19 protein-coding genes and 5 pseudogenes are annotated in these 22,638 nt (G+C 35.7%); 13 read left to right on the forward strand and 11 right to left on the reverse strand.

Annotated features, from left to right (window positions below; all coding sequences use genetic code 11):
- The first annotated feature begins 3 nt into the window (after positions 1 to 3).
- Complete coding sequence (locus tag V6D41_RS19695) at positions 4 to 1,149, forward strand: HesA/MoeB/ThiF family protein (RefSeq protein ID WP_333519404.1); 1,146 nt, start codon at positions 4 to 6, stop codon at positions 1,147 to 1,149.
- A 172-nt stretch (positions 1,150 to 1,321) separates the two neighbouring features.
- Positions 1,322 to 2,173 (forward strand): class I SAM-dependent methyltransferase, encoded by an 852-nt coding sequence (locus tag V6D41_RS19700; RefSeq protein WP_333519405.1) that lies wholly within the window; start codon positions 1,322 to 1,324, stop codon positions 2,171 to 2,173.
- Positions 2,174 to 2,195: 22 nt separating this feature from the next.
- On the opposite strand, the gene V6D41_RS19705 is transcribed toward V6D41_RS19700, so the two are convergent.
- From V6D41_RS19705 to V6D41_RS19720, 4 genes are all read right to left on the reverse strand, one after another.
- Positions 2,196 to 2,729, reverse strand: coding sequence for a GNAT family N-acetyltransferase (locus V6D41_RS19705; RefSeq protein ID WP_333519406.1), 534 nt, complete (start codon positions 2,727 to 2,729; stop codon positions 2,196 to 2,198).
- 289 nt (positions 2,730 to 3,018) lie between these two features.
- A complete protein-coding gene (locus V6D41_RS19710; protein ID WP_333519407.1) occupies positions 3,019 to 4,179 on the reverse strand; it encodes a Rap family tetratricopeptide repeat protein in 1,161 nt (386 codons plus the stop codon).
- 157 nt (positions 4,180 to 4,336) lie between these two features.
- Positions 4,337 to 4,501, reverse strand: coding sequence for a phage holin (locus V6D41_RS19715; RefSeq protein WP_333519408.1), 165 nt, complete (start codon positions 4,499 to 4,501; stop codon positions 4,337 to 4,339).
- A gap of 783 nt (positions 4,502 to 5,284) precedes the next feature.
- Complete coding sequence (locus V6D41_RS19720; RefSeq protein WP_168781000.1) at positions 5,285 to 5,659, reverse strand: YoqO family protein; 375 nt, start codon at positions 5,657 to 5,659, stop codon at positions 5,285 to 5,287.
- A 120-nt stretch (positions 5,660 to 5,779) separates the two neighbouring features.
- Between V6D41_RS19720 and V6D41_RS21585 the strand changes: the two are divergent.
- Positions 5,780 to 6,301 (forward strand): annotated as a pseudogene (locus V6D41_RS21585) (hypothetical protein).
- Between the two features lie 308 nt (positions 6,302 to 6,609).
- Here the strand turns inward: V6D41_RS21585 and V6D41_RS19730 are convergent.
- A pseudogene (locus V6D41_RS19730) lies at positions 6,610 to 6,763 on the reverse strand (hypothetical protein).
- Positions 6,764 to 6,991: 228 nt separating this feature from the next.
- Positions 6,992 to 7,607 (reverse strand): annotated as a pseudogene (locus tag V6D41_RS19735) (ATP-dependent DNA ligase); the annotation flags it as partial.
- Between the two features lie 301 nt (positions 7,608 to 7,908).
- Here V6D41_RS19735 and xynA point away from each other — a divergent pair.
- The gene (gene xynA, locus V6D41_RS19740; protein WP_333519410.1) at positions 7,909 to 8,550 is read left to right on the forward strand and encodes an endo-1,4-beta-xylanase XynA; all 642 of its coding nucleotides are present in this window, start codon (positions 7,909 to 7,911) and stop codon (positions 8,548 to 8,550) included.
- A gap of 715 nt (positions 8,551 to 9,265) precedes the next feature.
- On the opposite strand, the gene V6D41_RS19745 is transcribed toward xynA, so the two are convergent.
- On the reverse strand, positions 9,266 to 11,686 hold the full coding sequence (locus V6D41_RS19745) for a peptidase G2 autoproteolytic cleavage domain-containing protein (RefSeq protein ID WP_333519411.1): 2,421 nt from the start codon (positions 11,684 to 11,686) through the stop codon (positions 9,266 to 9,268).
- A gap of 800 nt (positions 11,687 to 12,486) precedes the next feature.
- Complete coding sequence (locus V6D41_RS19750) at positions 12,487 to 13,935, reverse strand: flavin monoamine oxidase family protein (protein WP_333519412.1); 1,449 nt, start codon at positions 13,933 to 13,935, stop codon at positions 12,487 to 12,489.
- A 588-nt stretch (positions 13,936 to 14,523) separates the two neighbouring features.
- Here V6D41_RS19750 and V6D41_RS19755 point away from each other — a divergent pair.
- A pseudogene (locus V6D41_RS19755) lies at positions 14,524 to 14,737 on the forward strand (UV damage repair protein UvrX); the annotation flags it as partial.
- 44 nt (positions 14,738 to 14,781) lie between these two features.
- On the opposite strand, the gene V6D41_RS19760 reads toward V6D41_RS19755, so the two are convergent.
- Both V6D41_RS19760 and V6D41_RS19765 read right to left on the reverse strand, forming a co-directional pair.
- Positions 14,782 to 15,069 carry a bh protein gene (locus V6D41_RS19760; protein WP_333519413.1) on the reverse strand — a complete coding sequence of 96 codons (288 nt, stop codon included), beginning with the start codon at positions 15,067 to 15,069 and terminating at the stop codon, positions 14,782 to 14,784.
- A 54-nt stretch (positions 15,070 to 15,123) separates the two neighbouring features.
- Positions 15,124 to 15,594, reverse strand: coding sequence for an NUDIX domain-containing protein (locus V6D41_RS19765; RefSeq protein WP_333519414.1), 471 nt, complete (start codon positions 15,592 to 15,594; stop codon positions 15,124 to 15,126).
- A 256-nt stretch (positions 15,595 to 15,850) separates the two neighbouring features.
- On the opposite strand from V6D41_RS19765, the gene V6D41_RS19770 reads away from it, so the two are divergent.
- The 7 genes and pseudogenes from V6D41_RS19770 to V6D41_RS19800 all read left to right on the forward strand — a co-directional run.
- Complete coding sequence (locus V6D41_RS19770) at positions 15,851 to 17,134, forward strand: NAD(P)H-dependent oxidoreductase (protein WP_333519415.1); 1,284 nt, start codon at positions 15,851 to 15,853, stop codon at positions 17,132 to 17,134.
- Between the two features lie 95 nt (positions 17,135 to 17,229).
- On the forward strand, positions 17,230 to 17,658 hold the full coding sequence (locus V6D41_RS19775) for a transcriptional regulator GutM (protein ID WP_148961628.1): 429 nt from the start codon (positions 17,230 to 17,232) through the stop codon (positions 17,656 to 17,658).
- Between the two features lie 21 nt (positions 17,659 to 17,679).
- Positions 17,680 to 18,207 (forward strand): PTS glucitol/sorbitol transporter subunit IIC, encoded by a 528-nt coding sequence (gene srlA, locus V6D41_RS19780; RefSeq protein WP_061802825.1) that lies wholly within the window; start codon positions 17,680 to 17,682, stop codon positions 18,205 to 18,207.
- Between the two features lie 38 nt (positions 18,208 to 18,245).
- Positions 18,246 to 19,259 carry a PTS glucitol/sorbitol transporter subunit IIB gene (gene srlE / locus V6D41_RS19785; RefSeq protein ID WP_333519416.1) on the forward strand — a complete coding sequence of 338 codons (1,014 nt, stop codon included), beginning with the start codon at positions 18,246 to 18,248 and terminating at the stop codon, positions 19,257 to 19,259.
- A 36-nt stretch (positions 19,260 to 19,295) separates the two neighbouring features.
- Positions 19,296 to 19,652 carry a PTS glucitol/sorbitol transporter subunit IIA gene (locus V6D41_RS19790; RefSeq protein ID WP_333519417.1) on the forward strand — a complete coding sequence of 119 codons (357 nt, stop codon included), beginning with the start codon at positions 19,296 to 19,298 and terminating at the stop codon, positions 19,650 to 19,652.
- A gap of 60 nt (positions 19,653 to 19,712) precedes the next feature.
- Positions 19,713 to 20,651, forward strand: a complete 939-nt coding sequence (locus tag V6D41_RS19795; RefSeq protein ID WP_148961632.1) for a sugar-binding transcriptional regulator — start codon at positions 19,713 to 19,715, stop codon at positions 20,649 to 20,651.
- Positions 20,652 to 20,741: 90 nt separating this feature from the next.
- A pseudogene (locus V6D41_RS19800) lies at positions 20,742 to 21,036 on the forward strand (UV damage repair protein UvrX); the annotation flags it as partial.
- Between the two features lie 10 nt (positions 21,037 to 21,046).
- Here the strand turns inward: V6D41_RS19800 and V6D41_RS19805 are convergent.
- Positions 21,047 to 21,397, reverse strand: coding sequence for a hypothetical protein (locus tag V6D41_RS19805; protein WP_333519418.1), 351 nt, complete (start codon positions 21,395 to 21,397; stop codon positions 21,047 to 21,049).
- A gap of 271 nt (positions 21,398 to 21,668) precedes the next feature.
- Here V6D41_RS19805 and V6D41_RS19810 point away from each other — a divergent pair, with 271 nt between their 5' ends.
- Positions 21,669 to 22,181: a GNAT family N-acetyltransferase gene (locus V6D41_RS19810; protein ID WP_333519419.1), complete on the forward strand. Its 513-nt coding sequence runs from the start codon at positions 21,669 to 21,671 to the stop codon at positions 22,179 to 22,181.
- Positions 22,182 to 22,638: the final 457 nt, after the last annotated feature.

Below are 22,638 nucleotides of genomic sequence, written 5' to 3' on the forward strand. Positions count from 1 at the left end.
AATATGACAAATTGCAAAAAACCTGTAATTGATTACAAGAAAATATATATTCTTAAAGAGAGTACCATGATAACTAAAATTACTGAGAACTCTTTATGTATTTGCAATAGAGGAAGTGAGGAAGTTGAAATTGAAGGAGATCCAGATTTAATATTAGACTTTTTTGATTTCTTGAAAAAATCAATTCCGCTTAATATTATTTGTGCATTTATGAATCGAGATCATAATATAGATCAAGAGGATTGTCTAGAGGTTGCGAAAATCTTATATGAAAATAGTTTGCTTGAAAAAAAAGAAATTTCGGAAGAAAATTATCAACATAAAAAAATAAAAAAACGATACAGTAGACAACAAAGCTATTTTTCATTGTTTAATAATGATTATGATCAAAGTTTTATACAAATGAAGAATTTAATGAAAGCTCATGTAACATTAATCGGAATGGGAGGGATTGGATCTCCAGTTGCAGATTTACTAGTTAGAGCGGGTATTAAAAATATACGTTGTGTAGATGGAGATATTGTCGAGTTAAGTAATTTAAACAGACAAACTCTCTATAGTGAAAAAGACATCGGTAGATTAAAGGTTGAGGTCGCAAAGGAAAGACTCCAATCAATTGATAATGAAGTAAAAGTTGAATGTGTAAACGAAACAATTCATTCGGTAGAGCAAGCAAAACAAGTAATTAATAATTCTGATTTTGTTGTTGTGTCTGCTGACAGTCCTGTAGGTAAACTGCCAATGTGGATTAATGAAGCATGTGTATCAGAAAATGTCCCTGTTATCTTTACTGGTTACTCAGGCGATATCGGCGTAGTTGGACCATTGATTATTCCAAGAAAAACTCTATGCTTAAATTGTGATGAGCACTTTAACACAAGAGTTGACTCCTCAATTTCAAACAACGTTAGAGAAAAAGTAAATTACTTTGATAATAAAATAACTCCTCCATCAATTGGTCCCATTTGTTTCTTAGTCTCTTCAATTGTTGCACATGAAATAATTAAAGCGCTTGCGCAATTAACTATAACACCTATCACTATTAATAAAGTTTTAAATATCGATACTCGTAGCCTTAAGATTGATTTCCATGAGATTGAAAATGCTAAAAATCAGTGCACTTGTTACAAAATAACTGCAAATAATTAACATGAAAGGGGGTGAATGTTAATGAAAGTTAAGAAAATTAAAAAGAAGAAACCTATTAAAATTGGATTTGATGGTCCCGTAATGAATTAATTTTAAGGGCGAGTCTTTTTAAGGCTCGCTCTCATTATTATTTAAAGGATGTATAAAAACAACATTTTAGGAAGTGGTTAATATGTCAATTGAAATTGAAGATATTAATTATTTATATAATATATTATATGAAATAATGCCACGGAGAACATCTAATGAAGTTTTGTCTATGGATTATTTAACTTTCTCAGCGTACATTGGGGATCCTAACGTAGCGCCCGGAGGATGGAATACTATAAAAAAATTAGTCGATAATTCAAACATTAATTCTAAATCAAATATTTTAGATATAGGTTCAAATACTGGACATTCAAGTTTTTTGTTGAAAATGCTCACAGATGCAAAAGTGACAGGGATTGATATCAGAAATGATCTTGTTGATATAAGCAAGAAAATCTGTGATTATGTGGATCTAAATGTGGATTTTATTTGTGGTGATATTAAGGATATGTCATTTGAAAATAAAGAATTTACTCATATAATAACTACTGGTACATTGGCATTTTTGTCGAACGGGCATCAAAAGGCGTTAGAAGAAATGCATAGAGTACTGGTCAATAATGGGGTCGTTATTGACACATGTTTATATTATAAAATTAAACCGCCTAAGGATGTTATTAAGAGAGCATCTCAAAAACTTGAATCTGAACTATTGAATTATGACTTAAATCAATACAAAGAATTATATGAAAGATGCGGATTCAAATTATTTAATCAGGTTTCAATGTCAGAAGACTATAGTGATGTAGATATTAACAAAGTTATTGACCACATACTTTATAGGGAAGAATTATTATGCAAAGAAGAAAATATGCCAATTGGGGAAGATTATAAACTAGCCTTGAAAAACAGATTAACAGAAACATTAACAGTATTTAAAGAAAATGAAAATTATTTATCTGGAGAAATACTATTTTTCCAAAAAAATGACTAAGCGAGCTGTTTGCTCGCTTGATTTATGTTGTTTTTATCATACTAAATACAACTAAATCTTGTGACTTTCCGTTTGAATATTCTGAATTCCGAAGTACTCCTTCTTTTTCAAAGCCTAGCGCAATAGGTATTTGAATACTTTTTGTGTTTTCTGGATTACACCTTATTTCTATTCTGTTCAACTTTAATTTGCTAAAAGCGTAGTCAATTAAGAATTCAAGGCAGTTGGTAACTATTCCCTTTCCCTGGCTTTGTTCTTCTATCCAATACCCTATACTTGTTTTCCTATTGTCAAAATCAATTTCATGTAAACTTATCATCCCAACAATTTTCTCATTGTATAAAATCCCTAAGTTCAAACTTTCTTTCTCAATATATTCCTTTGCCCAAGATCTAATAATGCCATCATAAACAGTTTTCGTTTGAACAGAATCTACCCAAGGTAGCCATTTCTTCAAATAGTTTCTGTTATTATCAACTAATCTAAATAAAGCATCTCTATCATCTAAATCTAACAACTTTAATTTTACTTTATTATTAACATTAACAGTAAACATCCTATCACCTCTGATCCAGTGTTGAATTACATAGGGAAAGTTCATATAAATTTAAATTTTGTTGGAAAGTAAAAGGTTCTTATAGAAACACAAAGTTAGTGAACACACTCACAAGACGTTTTTACTGAGCATGAAGAGTGAATTTTTTGATCTCACTCTTCATGCTATTACACTTAAGTTTCGGCTCTTTCAGCAACCTTGAACGTATCGTTTTGTTGTTGGAGAAAGGAAGCACCCACTGTTCCGGCAACACCGAATAATAAAACTGCGCAGATAATTAGTTTTGTTTTCATATTGCTTCTCCCCTTTTAATTTGTCTTCTCGCTTCATTTGCCAAACGATAAAATTCAATTGCACCCCAAGCTTCTTTTTTTGCTGTGAGAAAATCAGCAATAACAACTCCATAGCTTTCCATATCAGGGTACATACCTCTTTCTCTGAAGAACTGGAACGCTTCTCTTACTAAATTTAAATCCGAGTCCAAGAAAAGACCTTTAACCATTTTCAGCTTTTCAATAACTACTTCATTGTTGTACTGTTCTGCTATTTGCTTTGATTGTTCATAAAACGCTTGAGCATTTTTAGTATCGTTTTGCCTTCCTTTTAAGAAGGAGATAACAAACAATGTTTTAGCTGCATAATCATGGTTTTCTGGCTCAATGATTTGGAGCGACTTATTAAAGTGAAAAAATGCTTTATCAAGTTCTTCCATTTGATTATAACATAATCCAATATTAAACAGTGCTGAACGTATCAAATGTCCACGATTCTTCTCATTTTTATTCAGCTCTTCTGCTTCTTGGTAAGCTTTATATGCTCTTTTTAACGCCTCACCAAACTTCATGCTGTCCAGTAAATTTCCAAATATGACGAATTGACAACGTACTTTTTGTACCCCGTATGTAGAGTTTCCATCAACATCAGGTTGCTTTTTAAAAATATTATAAGCTCTCATGGCATAATTCATTGAAAAATAAGTTTGTTTCATGTGGTAATACACTTCTGATAATTTAAAATAAAATTCAGCTTTTTCAACTTCAATATCTTCGCTATCGATGGAGTCCAAATGTTTCTCTGCTTGTCTATAGTGATTAAGGGAGAACGTCAACTCTTTTTGTCTAAAATAGAACATGCCCATGAAAAAATAATAGTAATATTCAAGCATTCCTGTTAAGTTTTCATGACCTGCATATTCTTTTAACTCACCATAATTTTCCTCAATGTCCTTTATGGCGTTAGGGTACATATACGCTAACATTAATTTATGTCTAAATTCGAGTAGAGAGTAGTATAGCAAGACATCTTGATTCTCTTCCATAACCTTTATTTCTTGCATAACTTCTTTTCGCATTTCCTCTGCTCTACCGACCCAATTCTTTTTAATTGCCACATACCAATGATTCATTTTTGTCGCTACTAAGTCATAAGGAATGACTTTTTCAGTCTTCAAGTTTCAAACCCCTTTCATGTCCTTTTTATTATATAGTTGCACTGGAGGAAAGAAATGTAAAGATATTTGTATGAAAATTACAAATAAATTGATTATAAGCTCAAAATTTGAAAAAACGAAAAAAATACCCTCCTCAATTAAGAGAAGGGTAGGGGGTTTATCTCGGTGAATCATAATCCATTGCTTGTTCACTATCAGAAACACCTTGAGTTGTTGGGTCAACAATGATACCTATTGCAGTTAAAAAAGTTAGAAGTGCATTAAATTTCTCTGTCAAATTGTCACCGAATAAAGTTAAGTCGTATAGTACATCCTGTAACATGCGTATCGTAAAAATTTATAAAGAACTAAAAAAGTCAGTAAACATAAGGGTTTTGACACTTTAATTAGTGAATAGGGGACAAACGATCGTAAAACATAAGCGGGAGTAAGGGAAAGGGGGTATTTTAAGCAAATATTGATGAATAAGAAGAGATTTGAAGAGGGAAAAACATTGATATTATAGGCTTTTACGATAACGATTACGATGTGAAAAAGGACGATTTTATGTGAAATTGGGAAAATGTAAATTTGGAAAGGGTGTGGAAATGGAAGTGCTACGGGCACGTTTGTTCTTGTTTTTGAGTATTTGGATGTTAATGTACCCACTATATATTGGTAGTGAAATCCCTATATAATAGCTCTTATACGTGCATTTCAGTCACATATAATGGTTATGCTCGAATGCTTTATGGATGCATATATAAAAGTGGAAATCAAGAATATTTTTTTAAAAAAGCAGAATAATTTCTGGCTTGAAATGGGATAGATAACTCTGTTTTTGATCGTTATCGTAACAGAAAAAATTAATACGAACACTTATTATATCCTTAATAAGAAAATGTTCTGAGTGAAGTACTATATATTCAATCTTGTCTTTTTAATGGAAGTGAAGCACCCATCGTTTTTTTATTTGGCCATATTTTGATCCCTCAATGATCTCGACTGATTAACCGTTATATGCAATATAAGATATGGCAAGTAATTGTTATTACTCAGCGTAACAGAAGAGAAGGAATTAGGGAAAGCATTTGATTTCATACATAAGAGACCACAAGGCAATGAGTTAAAACTCTTTACCATGAGGTGTTTTCCTTAACCGATTCGCAATAAGTTTCATTAAATTTACTGCAATAGATACCAAAACAATGATCAAAGCGATCTCAAGTAAGATGATAAGTCCAATATTTAAGTTAAGCCTATCAAAGTAATCACCGGTAAAGGAAATGAGTTGATAAATCCCTAGCATTAGAGCTATAAAGGTTGCTCCTAAAACAATTAGAGATTTTTTTGAGAAATCCTTAGCATGTTCAAAATTGTAAATTATTAGGAATACAAATAGACAAGCCATAGCAATCTCATGAGTCAACGAACCACTTGCTGAAAACCCTTGCACAATTAAGGAAACAATTAATCCAATTATTCCGATTATTTTATTCAAGACATCACCTGCTTTGTATGATCCTAGGTGCCAGCTTACCAATTAAAGGGGAATTTCTCAAGACGATGTACTTTAAAGTTAACTTAAAATCGTGATTTTAATTAGATTAGGGGGAAATGAATGGATCAAGATATTCAGTTTTTAAAAGAGCTTCAGAATGAGTTGAGAACTCAAGCCATCTACAGTCAAGCTGCGCCGCGGTTTTGGACAGTCGGTGATTATGAATGGGTTGAAGCTCGGGAGGAAAACGCAGAACGCTATTCTGTATACCTGCAATATATTGCAGAATCATATGTTTTAGATGACTATCTAGAAGATATAAAAGAAGATAGTGAGCTGTCTAAGGAAGTCCTAACAGAGTTGCAAGAAATTGAGGAAGACAATGATGATGCTATTGAGTGGATTCGAAATTACATTGATGAGTGAGTAGAACTAATTCATGAAAGAAAGGTTCACATTATACAACCAAATACAATGTTTCTGACCAAAGCAGAAGCAAAGAGACACATCAGATTGAATAAGCACCATTACACTTCAGAAACTCATACTTACGTAATGACAGCTTGGAGAGCACCGAAAGTTGAGCGGCTGCTTAACATACTTGAAACTTTTGACTGGAAATCAATAGAGACTTCTAAATAAAAGATAGTTTTTATAGGGAGGTAACAGATGTTTTGGAGAAGGAAAATACCCAAATGCAAACATGAATGGCATTACTTGAAAGAAGACTATATTTACAATAGTTCAGGCTGTTTTGTTGATGCGGACGATGCATGTTGGATGTTTTGTGTGAAATGCGAAAATGAAAAATTAGTTTATAAAGAACAATGGGAAAGGATTAAAAGAAAGCAGGAGATTCTAAGATAATTTAATAAATAAAAGCAAATATTATTAGGGAAGGATCGTTATCAAACAATTTAGCATGTCGATAACGATCAGAAAAGAGTGTATTAATTTCTATGCCGGCGTCTTTCTTCGAAGTGATCAGGATAATGATTCTGTTTAGATTTTGATTTGAAATACAAAATAAAACCCTGCAATTAAGATATAGTCCATGATTTTGTCAAATGACCAATTCACGAAATTATCTAAGATTAATTTCATTTATTTCACCTCCGAGACAAAAATGTCCAGTCTCTTTTATATGGCAAGCGTATGACAACTTGCTTGCAGTAATAAAGGTGAAATGAATTTTGGAAATTTAAAAAGGTTTAGAGAAAAAACTCATTTAAAATAAAATATTTATTTTAAAGAAAGTAACTAAATGATTCATGTACTAAATATTCATTAATTTTTAATTGCTCGGCACTAAGGAGTTATGTAACGGAGAGATTATACTCTCCAGGATTCGAAGGAAGGTATGCGGAGTTTTCCGTGCTTAGTCTTAAATCTGTGCTTAACCTTACATAATATAGGCTTAATAAATACATACTCATCAGATTCAGACTTTACTTGTTTAATAGAGTGGAACTTACTTCGTTCCGCGTTCGGCATGAATTCCATAAATCCAGCTGCAGTTCCATCAGGATAAGACAGAAGGAATTTTATATCCTTCTTCGTGTAGCCGGTTATGAGAACTTCAGTGTAATCATAATTAATCACTTTAAGCCAATTATGCGTACGTTGGATTGATCTCATAAGGGGAGTTAGCTTTCTTGATTACGATTCCCTCTAAATTCTTTTCTTTGGCCAGGTTGAAGTAAGCAAGACCGTTACCTTGAATTCCTTCGATAACACATACATTTGGATGATTCAGTTCAAGTGAGTTCAGAACTGTCTTACGCTCAGTGAGCGGCTTAGCTGCTATTGACTGACCATATTTGTAAATAACATCAAAGACACAGTATACAATCTTATGGGCTGATTTTTTGGACATGAAACGTTCCATTACAGCCCCAAAGTCAGGAGCACCACCTGGAGAAGCTACAATGACTTCACAATCTCTAATGTGTATTTTCTTTGTGATAAATGGTTCGAATGGGGATTAATTATAGATATTATTCCATCAGATTAGAAGGAATTGCGATTCTACGAAAAATGATAAGGCTATGGTGGAACAAGACTACCTATAATGTAATTTTAGTCCTTTGTAATTAAATTACAAATAGTCATAATATTCACTCGTGAATTCATGGTATTATATTGAAGGGAACGATCAAAAGCTTTGGCGTTAGTCATTAAGAATGTTTTAAATATATACGAGGGCTACCTCATGTCAAAGTCAGAAAAAATATTATAGGAGGTAACATATGTTTAAGTTTAAAAAGAATTTCTTAGTTGGATTAACGGCAGCTTTAATGAGTATAAGCTTGTTTTCGGCAACCGCCTCTGCAGCTAGCACAGACTACTGGCAAAATTGGACGGATGGGGGCGGAATAGTAAACGCTGTCAATGGGTCTGGCGGGAATTACAGTGTGAATTGGTCTAATACCGGAAATTTTGTTGTTGGTAAAGGTTGGACTACAGGTTCGCCATTTAGGACAATAAACTATAATGCCGGAGTTTGGGCGCCGAATGGCAATGGATATTTGACTTTATATGGTTGGACGCGATCACCTCTCATAGAATATTATGTAGTGGATTCATGGGGTACTTATAGACCTACTGGAACGTATAAAGGTACGGTATACAGTGATGGGGGGGTATATGACATATATACAACGACACGTTATAATGCTCCTTCCATTGATGGAGAAAACACTACTTTTACACAGTATTGGAGTGTTCGCCAGTCGAAGAGACCAACTGGTAGTAACGCTACAATCACTTTCAGCAATCATGTTAACGCATGGAAGAGTCATGGAATGAATCTGGGTAGTAATTGGTCTTACCAAGTCTTAGCGACAGAGGGATATCAAAGTAGTGGAAGTTCTAACGTAACAGTGTGGTAACAGAGCGTCTTTAATCAGGGGTAGCTAACGGGCTGCTGATCGTTCCTTAAGAATTTTTATAATCATTGTTATTATTGTGAGTTACTAATAATCGACGGTCTTTAGTTGGAATCCCAATATATGCCTCGGATATGGTAAATAATTATTAGGAACCATATAGTCACGCACTTCCATCAATGCAATTAGAAGCAGCAGATAAGATGGATTTATTGTTAAATGCGTGACCTCACCTGTGACCTGACCAAATAAAAAAAGCGATGAACTTCTCTGTGTAAGGCTTTATAGTACCTCTTTTGACAAGCCACATTCGTATGCGCCGCAAAGGGCATGTACATCGGCTTACACAATTCAGCTCATCGCTATATGAAATAGCATGGCAGGTGAAGGAATGCAAGGGTTACTTTGTTATTGTTATATTTACTTTTTTTTACAACAGAGGATTTTATCGAGAATCTGAAATTTCCGTTTTATCATTAATTTATTAAATAATACTTTTATAAAGGTATTTGCACTAAATTTCAATAATATTTCTAAAGAGAAGTTATCTAAACTTTTTGATTCATAATATTAAAGTTGATTATAACAGTCTACGATATAGAAAACGAACGAAATCAGGTTAAGAATATAACTTGATATTAACATACTGGGAAGAAAAAACGCCTTGATATAGATTTAATCTTTAGCCAAACGTATATTGAGTTAGTCCCAGTGCCCACTATTTGATGACGGTCAGAGCAATACCATATCCTTTTTCTAATGAGTAGGCAGAGGTTATTTTCATTACTTTCCAGCTGCCTTCTGATGCTTTTGTTCCTAACCCATTATGTGCCGTAAGATAATCTCCTTGACCGACAGTTTCGTCAATACGCACATAATGCTGGCCTACCAATCCTACTACATGCCATTCGTCTCTTGCTGCCCGTGAATGATAATCTGTCTCCAGCGCAGTGTCGTAGTCTGGATTTTGTTTGGGCACACGTATGAGTTCACCGGTTTCTTTATCAGTCATAATCTCGTAAATGAATCCGCCAAACTCATTTGTCAAATAGCGACCCTGCCAGGCAAAACTGGATGTTCCTGAAATGAAAGCTGCAGTTTCTGAAATAACGCCAAGCATATAATCTCCCGCATAAGCAGGCGCTATCTTTTCACCTCTTAAAGTCACGATTGTGCCTGTATGGATTAACTGTCCAGTTGAACTCTCAAAATACTCTCCATATCCACCTAAAGACGAACTAATCGCACCGGCAAATGTCCCGTTTCCCCCAATAGAGTCAAGAAGCCATTTTATTGATCGGTGACCTCCTGCCACGGTATATGGTTCTTCCAGTATAATACTTTCAGAAGATAGTATTGTTCTTGACACATTGTTTCCTTTAATATGTGCATTGTTTGAAGATGCAATTAAAGCACGAGACCCTTCTGTGCTGGAACCTCCTGAAGCGCTGATGACAGCATTCCTTTCTCCTCGGGCTGTAATGTCACCGGTACCCGCGATAACTGCGCTTGTTTGGTTAAAGGCAAAGCCAGAGGTGGTTGCAAGCTGTACGCCTCCTTTTAAATTGATTGGAACCTGTTGGTACGTTTGACCTTTGATGGAGGCAGCCACACTATAACCTTCTGATTGTACACCGAGAATTGTGGCCTGATTATTAGGCGACTGGATACCAACGGTCCCATTATCAGTAATCATCGTTCCATTTAGTATATTCACATTATAGAGACCGCCACCGATAGAAATTCCTTTTGGAGCAGAATGATATATATCGAAGTTTGAAATTTTAACATAATCAGTTTTATTTGTTCCACCTGATAAATTAATATCAACGCCAGCTTTCTTAAATCCTCGAATTTTTATACCATTAATGGTAATATTTTGACTGCGATATTGCAAAGCTATGACAGGATTACCTTTATAGTCATAGTCTGGATCGCCAACTGCTGTGAACCCGCTTACATTAATGTTTTTATATGCTGAAATAACCAGAGCTCTTGGCGTCACAGCATCATAAAGCGAGTTGAAAACTGGTTCAATTGCTGAACAATCAATGAGTGTGACATCGTATGCTGTTGTGCTTTCAGGATCTGTGATTTGATGGTGACCAATATGACGAAGATCAAATGCACGTACATCTCGATAAGAAACATGTCCTATAATATGGACATTTTGAGAGGCCGGCCAGAGTTCATGAGCTTTTACTTCTACTCCGCGAATGTTTCCGCTTGTAAAGTTATTCAAAAGCCACACATGCCTAGAGCCGTCGTCGATTTCTATTCCGTTGGAGTTTGAAACACCTTCTGCAAACTCAGTTCCTCGCGGATTTCCTGAATGGCAGTTTGAAATAAAGATGTATTCGCTGTAATGGGTGGTAATGCCGTCATCTCCTGAACCGTATGTCACACAGTTATCGATCCAAATATATCTTGACCCGTCTTTTGTCCAATCGGTATCAGGCAAATGATCATACGTTGGCGATGTAATATCAATACCATGAAGTCCTGCGTTAATAGCTTCCACATCTTTGATCCAACCAAATTCAACTTTAGCAAAAGTTAAACAACTCGAGAACTGTCCCCCCGGATTTCTCACACCGCATTGTCTACTTGGATTCCAGTCTAACGACATTCCTTGGACGAAAATATTACGATTCCCATTTTGATAATCATCATTTGTAATCACCCATTCATGTGCTGGAGTGTCTTCATGCAATTTAATTACAGTAATTCCTTTACCTTGTCCCACAATTGTTGTCCAGGACGGAAGTTTGATCCCTTGAACAAGATATTCTCCGGCGGGAACATTCACTTTGACGCGACCATTCCCAATTGCTTTTCGAAAAGCTTCCGTATTGTCTCTTCCGTCTGGAACAGCGCCGAAGTCTGCTACATTTACTTCCCGGGTGATCTTAGATAAAAGTTTGTAGTATTCCTTGTCAAGACGTTCTTTTAAAAGAGAGGTGATCTCTCCTTCAGCCGTCACCCTCGCGTCAGTAACTTCGATATTCTGATCTGTAACGGAATGCTTAATAAAGTTTTGCATTCTTGTCTTAATATGTTCTAATTCGGATGAAAATTTGGGTTGAGACTGAGAATTGGCGTTTAGAGAAGGATCAGGACAATTTTTAAAATGAACCATTCTAAAGACACCTCTTTCTATTAGTATAAGCGCAATTTTCGGAAGGGGCATGCATCTCTTTTGCGCTTATCTTTCAAATTCTTTATTTGTTACAAAATTCCTTTTGGATTTATACTGGTTTTCAAGAAATGTTAGTAAGAGATAACTAGTATTGTATATAAAGCAGCAGTAAGAATTTTTAATGTGCCAGTGAAATGCAGAAGGTGCGTCCGATGAATATACACTTGAAACAGCGAGTATGATATTACAGATTTCAATGCATATGTTTCATAGTGCAGATATGAAAACTCACGACTTTTTTGGCATCGAATAAAAAAGAGCTTATTCCTACAGTTGAAGAATTAGACAAGGCAGCAATTGAACTTAAAGAGAAAACGCACCGAAATCTAAACACTTGGTGGAAGAGTTGATTTAGAAAAACAGGTAGCCTATTTTATAAGCAAGATAGGAGGTCTTAATTAAATGAAAATTTCCTAAAGTAGTCTTACCTCTGTAAAGTAGACAGGCCAAAAAAACTTAAGGAACCAGTGCGTGACAGAACTCTTCTGAAACGTTTATTCGTTTTAGCATGAAGAAGAGTGTACGTTTTCTGTTTTAGATGCGATAAAAAACGAAGGTCTGCAATGCAATTCGTATATAGAGATGATTAAATGATGAGACCAATAATGAATTAACTCTAGTTCCACTTATCTCACTTAAAACTCACTTAAAAACAAAGGCGAACAAAATCTTCTGCTGACTGTTAGAATCATCTCTTCTTTTTTATCTCAATTGGCTTTAACACACGAGGTGAGCGGAATCTAAGATAATTGATTAACTTCATAAGCGGCACGGATTCCAGATTCAATCGCCCCTTGCATCCACGCATGAGTGAGTGAGGCATGTTCTCCAGCGAAATGGATTCTTCCCGCAGGAACAGGGATATAGGGGTACAGTTCTAATTCTTGTCCGGGTTCCATAGCTGTAAAGGCCCCTGCAGAATAAGGATTCTGACTCCAGCTAAAAGAAGCTCCGGACACAAATTCAGACCATACAATATCGCCATATATCTCTGATAAATTCAATAAAGTATACTGAATACGCTCTCTTTCTGAAAGACTGTCCCACATCAGTGCCTCATCTGCCCATGTATAACTCGCCAGAACGACAGCATGTCCATTTGCTCCAATACCAGTGCTTGGGTAATACGAAAATCGAATCGGAAGATCAGTAATCGATTTGCCGCCGCGCTGCCCGGCTTTTTCCCAAAATCTGCTTTTAAACTCTATGCCGATTTTGGTTGCACTTATATAGTTCAGTTCGCGGATTGCCCGCCGTTTATAGTAGGAAAAGGAATGGTATGATTCGAATTTGACAAATCGCAATGTTGAAAAAGGAATGGTTACAATAGCAAGGTTAGCTGGGAACGCTACATGCTCTGCTGTTTGTTGATGCTGACAATGGACCGTAACGCTGTGCTCATTTTGAGAAATTTTCATCATTTTTTGATGGTATAGAATATCTGTTTTTAGTTGAGGAAGAAACGCGAGAGGAAGCCGATCCATTCCGCCTGTTATTTCATAGAAGTGAGTTGGTGAAGTAAAAAAGATGGATTCCCGTAACACTTCAACAAGGGACATACCCATATACGCTTCCATATCCAAAAGGACTCCTATCATATCGATCGCGCCATATGAAAAATATGTGTTTAAAAAAGAGCTTAACGAGTCATTTTTGTATTGTTCTTCAACAATCCGCCAATTTCTCTCCGGATTTTGATTAATAAAATGCAGAATAGGCTGCAATACAGAAAGCATCAGCTCTTCCGCGGTTTTCCCTTGTTCGTTCGGTGCAACGGGGTATCTTAATATCTGAGGATTTCGTTCAAAAAGATGGAGACGTGTTTTAATTCCGTTCGTGTAAATGATGTCCATTTGGCTTTTGTTGATAAATACATTTGTCGGCAGCCTGAATTTTTTTATATATTCTAAGGTTAACATATGGATATTCGGAATGCGCATCGGACCAACATTAAAGTACAAACCATCACTAAAGGGAGATCTCAACGTGCAGACACGGCCGCCTGCTCTGCCGCCTGCTCTGCCGCTCGCTTCAAGAATCGTTACTCTGTGACCGGCATTTTTCAGCAAAGATGCTGATACAAGCCCGGCCAATCCAGCTCCCGCAACAATAATATGCTTTGGGTGATGTGATGCGCTAACTCCGTTTCTAATGATCTTCACCATGTCATCATTCGTCAGAGAATTCATTTTTTGGAGGCACCTCTTTTTTGAATTTATGGCATTATATTCAGTGAAAAGGACGCCTATCACGTTCTGTTCATATCTTTTGGAATTGGAACGCCAAAACGAACATTTATTCTCATTAAAAGAACAAAATGGGGAGACATATATTGACTAATTTTGTTATAAGACTGTAAATATTTCAAAAAGTCTCTTAGATGAACAAAGCAACTCTTAAGGAACTTCAAAACTTCGAAGCGAAGTATCAAATTAAACACCTAGAGGTAGAGGAATTCATTTATTTAGCCATGAAGAACTTGAAGAGGAACTGAAATATGAGGGTTTGTCTGAAGAACATCAATAGTATTCCGGTTGACTGCTAATTGGAAGGTTATCTTTTGATGATCGGACAAGGATAAATAGGATAAAGGTAATCCCAATAAGCAAAAGAATCGCAATTGTTGGAAATGCACAAAATAAAAAGACCGAGGGACGGCAACACCCCGGCTTTGTACAAAAAGCTGCCCATCAAAGGGCTTGCTCAATGGTCAATCTGTGTAGACCTAACCCTTAAAGATTCCTAAGCTCAAGGGAGGTCTATTTTTTATTTATGAACTTGCTGTTGTAGGGAATACGGAAAGACAGGGAAGTGTAGTGTTAGCTGCATCTCTGAACTTAAAAAAGATTTTCGAATCAAAACAGGCTCGGTACTTTTTATGATAGCTGAAGATCCAAGAATACATCTCGTAAATCTCTAAATAAAAAAGCTTTTCATCAGTTCCGGTTGATTCCTTTTTACAGATTTGTTCCTGAAAAATGTGTTAATTCTTAAGATGTTTAATGAATTGAATTTACGTGAATGATTTAAGTCCCTCATAAGCCGATAAGGCTTACTGTACTGATAGCTCGAGCGGGAAATGTTGATAGGAATTTATTTAAATCTTGTTTATACTCATGTGTCATTTTAGCTGGTTTTGTTGAGATTCTCTCGTAAATCTCTTTGTAAAATTCTTTCACGATATCTATCTTTATTCTGTGTATACGATGACATTCTTCGCATTCAACGCTTTTCATTTTATTATTGGTATAAGAAATAACATGGAGAGTCTCATCACGACCATGAATACAAAATAAGTTAGCATCCATTTGAGATTCTTTCAAAAGTTATCATCCCCTTATTAACGACTAACGAGATTTTATAATTCTTGGCTTGAGCTATCGTATAAAGGCTTTGCTGTTTCCACAGAGAGCGTCCTGAATTCTTATCTTCTGAGTAATGTGAATATTCAAAATATCCAACTCGCTTATCGAAATAAATTCTACTTTTTTTGATTCATTACTGGCTGCTAAGTTTCCGCCTGTCTTTTCACATAAAAAACAAAGGGAGAACTGTTGGCGAACTTCTCCATCTTGATATGCGATAACATGATTGGGATCACTGTATACGCCAACTAGATGTTTTACTGCTATATCTAAACCAGTTTCCTCCATAACCTCCCTTTTTATGGAATCTTCCACTGTTTCTCCCGGTTCAACATTTCCACCCGGTAAAGACCATTTTCCGTTATCAACACGTTCCTGAAGTAGGATTTCTCTTTCCTTATGAAGAACGACAGCTGAGACAGCAGGAACAATTTTTAGTGGTTTTGGAGCATCATCATTGTAATAAAAATCGGTTCTATTCATTTTGTTACATCCAACCTTTCTTATATTCTTCATTTTTTATCATTTTTTATTGACAGCCTTTTCATAACATTCTACAATAAACCCATAACAATTAACAAATGTTAAATGACGTAACAAATGTTACGAAAAAACTCTATTTGATATGTTGTGTAACTAATGTTAATTGTTGTTGTATGATATGCAGGCTGTTTTATATTCAAAATGTAAGCGTTTAATGATTTTAATTTTTAGAATTTTCGTAAAGGGGATGTAACATATGTCGATTTATCAACAACTTTTAGAAAGAGAACGTGCCAACGAACCGATTAAAGTAGGAGTCATCGGTGCTGGACAAATGGGATTTGGGATGATTGGTCAAATCTCTCATATTCCTGGCATGAGCGTAACTGGAATTAGTGATATAAATATTGAAGCAGCAGAAAGAGCTGCAAATTACTATAATTCACAGGCCTCCAGAAAAGAATCCATTATGGTAACAAATGATTTTCGTGAAGTTATTCAATCTGCCAATATAGAAGTCGTCGTTGATGCAACAGGAGTTCCAGAAGTAGGAGCCAACATTTCACTTGAAGCCTTAAGGTCTAAAAAGCATCTTGTCTTATTGAATGTAGAAGTGGATATTACTATCGGTTCAGTGATGCATCAAATGTTTACTAATGCTGGCCTAATTTACAGTGGTTCTGCTGGGGATGAGCCGGCGGCAATACTTGAATTATTTGAATTTGCCAAAACGATGGGAATGGAAGTACTGGTTGCTGGCAAAGGGAAAAATAATAAATTAAATGTCACAGCAAACCCTAGCACTGCACAAGAAGAAGCAAATAAGAAGAAAATGGCTTCTCATATGCTTGCTGCTTTCCAAGATGGTACTAAGACAATGGCTGAAATGAATTTATTGTCTAATGCTATTGGATTTGTACCGGATGTAGTTGGAATGCATGGGATTTCTGGAGATCTAGATTCAGTTATTAAAGATTTAGACCTTAAAGAAAATGGTGGGGTGTTAAATCATTTTGGGGTAGTTGATTATGTAGATGGGCTTGCACCTGGAGTATTTGTAATTGTAAAAGGGCAAAATGACGCTGTAGCGCATGAGTTGGATTACTTATTGAAAAAAGGGGAAAGAGACCATCACATTTTATATCGACCATATCATTTAGCTAGTTTAGAAACGCCTATTACTATCGCAAAAGCTGTTTTACAAAATGAAGGATCTATTCAACCACTAGGGGCTCCTATTTCTGATACGGTTGCCGTTGCAAAACGTGATATGAAAGCCGGAGAAGCACTAGATGGTATTGGGGGTTACTCTGTACGCGGGGTTCTTGAAACTCATCAAGATTTGAAGCGAAATAATCATATTCCAATTGGTTTAATCAGTGGAAATGTTGTGGCCAAAAAAGATATTCGTCAAGGCCAATTCTTAACAACTGATGATGTAGAATTAGACCCTACAACAACAGTTTGGAAATTAAGATCGCTTCAAGATAGTTTATTTCCGGCAGAGACGGCTGATAGTAAAATTGTAACTACTTTGTAAGTTCATAGGCGTGCAGCAAAACTCTTTTTGAAAAAGAGTTTTGTCCGCGCCCTTTTTCTTCATCAAATAGAACTTAAAAAGGGGCATGACTTCCTATGAGATTTGTTTTCATTCTCTGCTTTTTGCTAGTCGTTCAATATGTATTTACCTTCATACAAGTTCGTTATTATAGAAAGAGTATGAGTGAGATTGTAAGCACTTACAGAGAAAAACAAGGATATTATTTATTTTCTGGTACGGAAAGAAGAAAGTTTCGTTCTGGAGCCATTGCTATGCTTGTCGTTGATAGTCACTATATCATTCAGGAATGTCATGTGGTCAATGGTTGTTCAGTTTTATCTAAATTTAAAGAAATAAGTAAATATAAGGGGCAACATATAGGAACTGTATTAGATGATTTACAAGAATGTAAAACAAATCAAAAAGGGAATTATAGGCGATTACCAGCAATTAATACAGCCCTTTCAAAGGCTGCAGAAAATGCATTATTGTCAATCTCTACAAAAAATATCTCTATGCTTTAATGGAAAGGAGTGTTGATTTCTATGGAATGGATTCAATGGTTCGGCGAACACTTTATAGGAATGTTTGATGCCGGTGGTAAACAGTTTATGGATTTAATGACTGGAATTGTTCCTACTCTAGTTGTACTACTAACATTTACCTATGCAATGATTAAGTTCATAGGAGAAGAAAGAGTCAATAAGGTTATTCAGTTCGCCGCAAAGTATACGTTATTAAGATATACATTAATGCCTATCCTATCCATCTTACTATTAACAAACCCGATGGCTTATACCTTTGGAAGGTTTTTACCAGAAAAACAAAAACCAGCGTTTTTCGATTCACTAGTTACTTTCTTTCATCCTGTTACAGCTTTATTCCCTTACGCAAATGCAGGAGAGCTTTTCGTCTATTTAGGAATTGCTAATGGGATAAAAGAGGCTGGTTACCCTATGTCTGATCTTGCCGTTCGCTATTTCCTAATAGCGATTGTCATCATGCTTTTACGGGGGGTTATTACTGAACTTATCACAAAATATTTGGCTAAAAGAATGGAAGCGAATTCTTAATTGAAGGAGAAATCACCATGACTCGAGGGGGAACGATCATGAATAAACAGCGTGCAATCTTTGTGGATAAAGGTTCTGGTGGCTGGGGAACAGGCCTAAAAATTGAACCCCATGGAAAAAAGACGAAGGTTGTTTCTATTACAGGCGGAGGGATTCACCCAGTCGCAAGAAAGATCGCTCAGGTATCGGGAACAGAAGCTATAGACGGCTTTAAAAATTCAGTTCCGGAAGATGAAATGATGTGTGTTGTTATTGATTGTGGGGGAACAGCAAGAATTGGACTTTATCCGATGAAACGCATTCCTACAGTGGATGTCCTTCCATCTTCACCTTCAGGTCCGTTGGCTAAACATATTAAAGAAGATATCTTTGTTTCTGGTGTTACAGAGAAAGAAATCAGGTTGGCTGACGAGCAAGCAGAAATCCCATCAGAATCCGAAGATACATCAGAACCTAGCCAACTCAATACAAATGAGAAGGAAAATTTGAGTAAGAATGATGTAAAAAAAGAAGAGCGAGAAGATAGAGATAACTTCCTGATGAGATTTTCGAAAGGAATTGGAAAAGTAACAGGAACCTTTTATCAAGCTGGTCGAGATTCAATAGACATGCTTATCAAAAACATCATTCCATTTATGGCTTTTGTGAGTATGCTCATTGGGATAATTAACTACACAGGTATTGGCGATGCTATGGCTCACATCTTGTCACCTTTGGCTGGTTCTTTGTGGGGATTAATCATTCTGGCATTTGTTTGTACCTTACCATTCCTATCGCCAGTGCTCGGACCAGGTTCCGTTATAGCCCAAATTATAGGAGTCTTAATTGGAACTGAAATCGCTAAAGGAAACATTCCGCCTCAATTTGCCTTGCCGGCTTTATTTGCTATTAATGCCCAAGTGGGAGCTGACTTTATACCAGTTGGTTTGTCGCTTGGCGAGGCGAAAGCAGAAACGGTACAATATGGTGTACCAGCAGTTTTATATAGTCGTCTTATTACTGGAGTTCTTGCTGTTATAATTGCCTATGTTGCAAGTATTGGAATGTTTTAATAAATTTATAATGATGATCAAAATGGGGGTATTGATATGTATAAGTCAATTGTAAAAGAAATTGGAGAATTAGCTTTATCATTTGAGGATGAAAAGATAATGATTTTATTTGGGCCACAAACACCAGAGGGGTTAAGAGACGTGGCTGTCATTCATGAGGTTAAAGAAGATCAATCAGAAAGCCCGATTAAAGAAGGGCATACTCTAAGAGTTGATGATCAAGAATTTAGTATTACTGCTGTAGGATCCGCAGCCAATAACAATTTAAAGGAACTTGGTCATATTTCTATCTACTTCAACGAGCCTAACGGAGAAGTTCTTCCTGGTGCTGTGTTTGCCAGCCCGTACGTGCTTCCGCAAGTTAAAAATGGAAGTGTCATTGAATTTATATAATAATGTCATAAGAGCCACTAGAGATCTGATCACATATTAAGAAAAAAAGGAGTTACGAATTTGAACTTACCTGAAGATAATAGGTTGTTTGTTAAAATAGCTCATATGTACTATGAGGAAGGACATAATCAATCACAGATTGCGGAAGAAATCGGTGTAAGTCGCTCTCTTATTTCTAAATATCTTTCAAAAGCAAGAGATTTGGGAATCGTAGAAATTATTATTCATGATGAAATGATACATCCTTATAGAAAACTCGAAGGAAAAGTTGAACGTTTATATGGATTGCGTGAAGTCGTATGCATTCCCAATCTGGGAGGCGAATCCTCGAAAAGCAGATTGGGATCTGCAGCATGTAAATACTTGTTGCGAGTTATGAGAGACGGGCAAACGATAGGGGTCTCCGCAGGAACCACTTTATATGAAGTTGCGAAGGCCATGACCTCTAGCCAGCCCTATCCGTCCGCTACATTTGTTCCGCTAGTTGGAGGAATGGGAAACGAACGGGTAGATATACATGCTAATCATATTGTAGCTAAGCTCGCAGAGAGTCTACAAGCACAATACAAGCTTCTTCATGCTCCCGTAATGGTAGATTCTAAAGAAGCAAAAGACATATTTATGAGGCAAACTTCTATACAAGACATTTTTAACTTATCATCCAAATCCCATATAGCGATTGTTGGAATCGGGGGAACTCCTGAACATTCAACGATGGTGAAGTCTTATCTAGGTCAGGAACATCAGGAGTATTTTGATCATACAGATGTCGTCGGAGACATTTGTTATAATTTCATCGATGAAAATGGCCGCTCATCTCTTAGTTCATGGAATGAAAGAGTGATTGCGTTGGAATTAGATCAATTAAGGGAGATTCCACTTGTTATTGGAGTGGCTTGTGGATTAGAAAAAGTGCAGGCAATAAAAGCAGCATTGGAAGGCAAGTTAGTCCATGTATTGGTGACAGATGAACAAACAGCACAAGCTTTATTGGATTAATTAAAAATAAAGGGATGAGATATTTCTTAAAATCATCCCTTTATTTTTAGGAAATTGGAAAGAGGAATGATTTATTATTTTGCTTTATGGTCGAAGAACTTTAATATTCCCACAAATATCACCTTTGATATTTATAGATGCTGCTTATGCTCTCTAAGAAGTTTTTCTGTACGAAGTAACTCAGTCACGTTATCCAATATTGAGGATGATGTTAATCAGCAGTTGAGTTTATTTGAATTGGATAACGAAAAGAGAAGAAAGTTTGGATTCGTTATGGATAGTATTAGAAGTAATACGGATGAAAAGCGATTCTGAGAGCAGGTTCTTAACACCAGCAGGAACAGTACTTCACAGAGCTGGACTTACTTGCGGACAAAAATTTTAATAAAACCTCTTCAAAATTTAGAAGGGGAATTAATACATATTTTAGATGTATGACCTCTACTAGAAACTCCAAACGAATGACTATCAGTATAACCAGTATTGGCTGTATGACCTCTACGTGCTTTCTGGACATCTTTTTGAGTGCTAGTTAAATAAATGCTAGCAAATCCAATAAAAACAATGGCTAAAATTAAGACGGATGCATGTTTAAGTTTCATAAAGATAATCCCCTCGCTGAATTTGTTTCGGGCATAAAGCGCTTTCTCATAAAAAGTAACAGCAGCTTCACGGTTCATTCTTATGTATTTGTACCACTCATTAATTTTCACTCCGACCTTGGAAGAAGAGATCATTTGTTCCAACAGAATTCCCCCTAGATTAATTATCTTAATATGTAAAATTTTATCATATTTAAACGTATAAGGAAGATTAATGTTATCTTAAAAAACGAAAAAAAATCCCCCCATTAAAGAGAAGGGCGGGGCTTTTATTGTGATGAATCATATCCCATGGCCTGTTCACTGGTCAGAAATTTCTTGAATTGTTGAATAAGGATAGTATTTAAAGAGGTTATTGTTGTCTTAATATCGAAATAAAGATTAAGTTTAAGTACTTTTGATAGGAGTCACTTTAATGCATATAACAACAAAAAGGTTATTGATACGTGAATTTGAATTAAATGATTGGCAAGCTGTATATGAGTATACATCAGATATTAATGTTATGAAGTATATACCAGAAGGGGTTTTTACTGAAGAAGATGCAAAAGAATTTGTAAATAAAAACAAAGGTGATAAGGCTGAAAAATTTCCTGTAGTACTAATAGATGAAGATTGTCTTATAGGCCATATTGTTTTTTATAAGTATTTTGGTGAACATACATATGAAATTGGGTGGGTGTTTAATCCAAATTATCAAAATAGAGGGTATGCTTCTGAAGCAGCACAAGCTATCTTGGAATATGGATTTACAGAAATGAACTTACATAGGATTATAGCTACCTGTCAACCTGAGAATATTCCATCATACCGAGTTATGGAGAAAATCGGAATGAGAAGAGAAGGCTTTTTTAAAAAATGTATTCCCAAAGGCAATGAATGGTGGAATGAATATTATTACGCTATTTTAGAAGAAGAGTGGAAATAAACTATTAATAATTTTTAAGTCTTACCTCTTGAACAAAAGTTCTTTTATTGAATGCAGCAACATTGGCGATACAAACAAAATATCCCTCCTATACCATTACAATTCGCTTAAGACGGGATAAGTTATATGCCGGGGAGATCATTCTTTGTAGGATTCGCTTGAGGACTAAATTAGCTCTTCATATGCAAACCCGAAGAACAATGTTATAGGAATTTCTTAGTTAATGTTGTAATTATGTTGGCGGCATACCGTCTTAGTTTTTAAAGGTTGAGCAGGTAGAAGTTTTTAACAAAGATTCAGCAACTATAAGACAGAGTTATGAAGTCCAAATAATCTGGAATGATGATATATGTCCATATATTGAGAGATGAAGCGCACCTGCAGCAGAAAGCAGAGTGCTTTTTTTAATGAGGAATCTCAATAAAACAATAATTTTAATCAGAAAAGAGATGTGAAA

Origin of the sequence: Bacillus sp. 0102A (genome assembly GCF_036765155.1) — a bacterium.
GTDB classification, from domain to species: domain Bacteria; phylum Bacillota; class Bacilli; order Bacillales; family Bacillaceae; genus Bacillus; species Bacillus subtilis_G.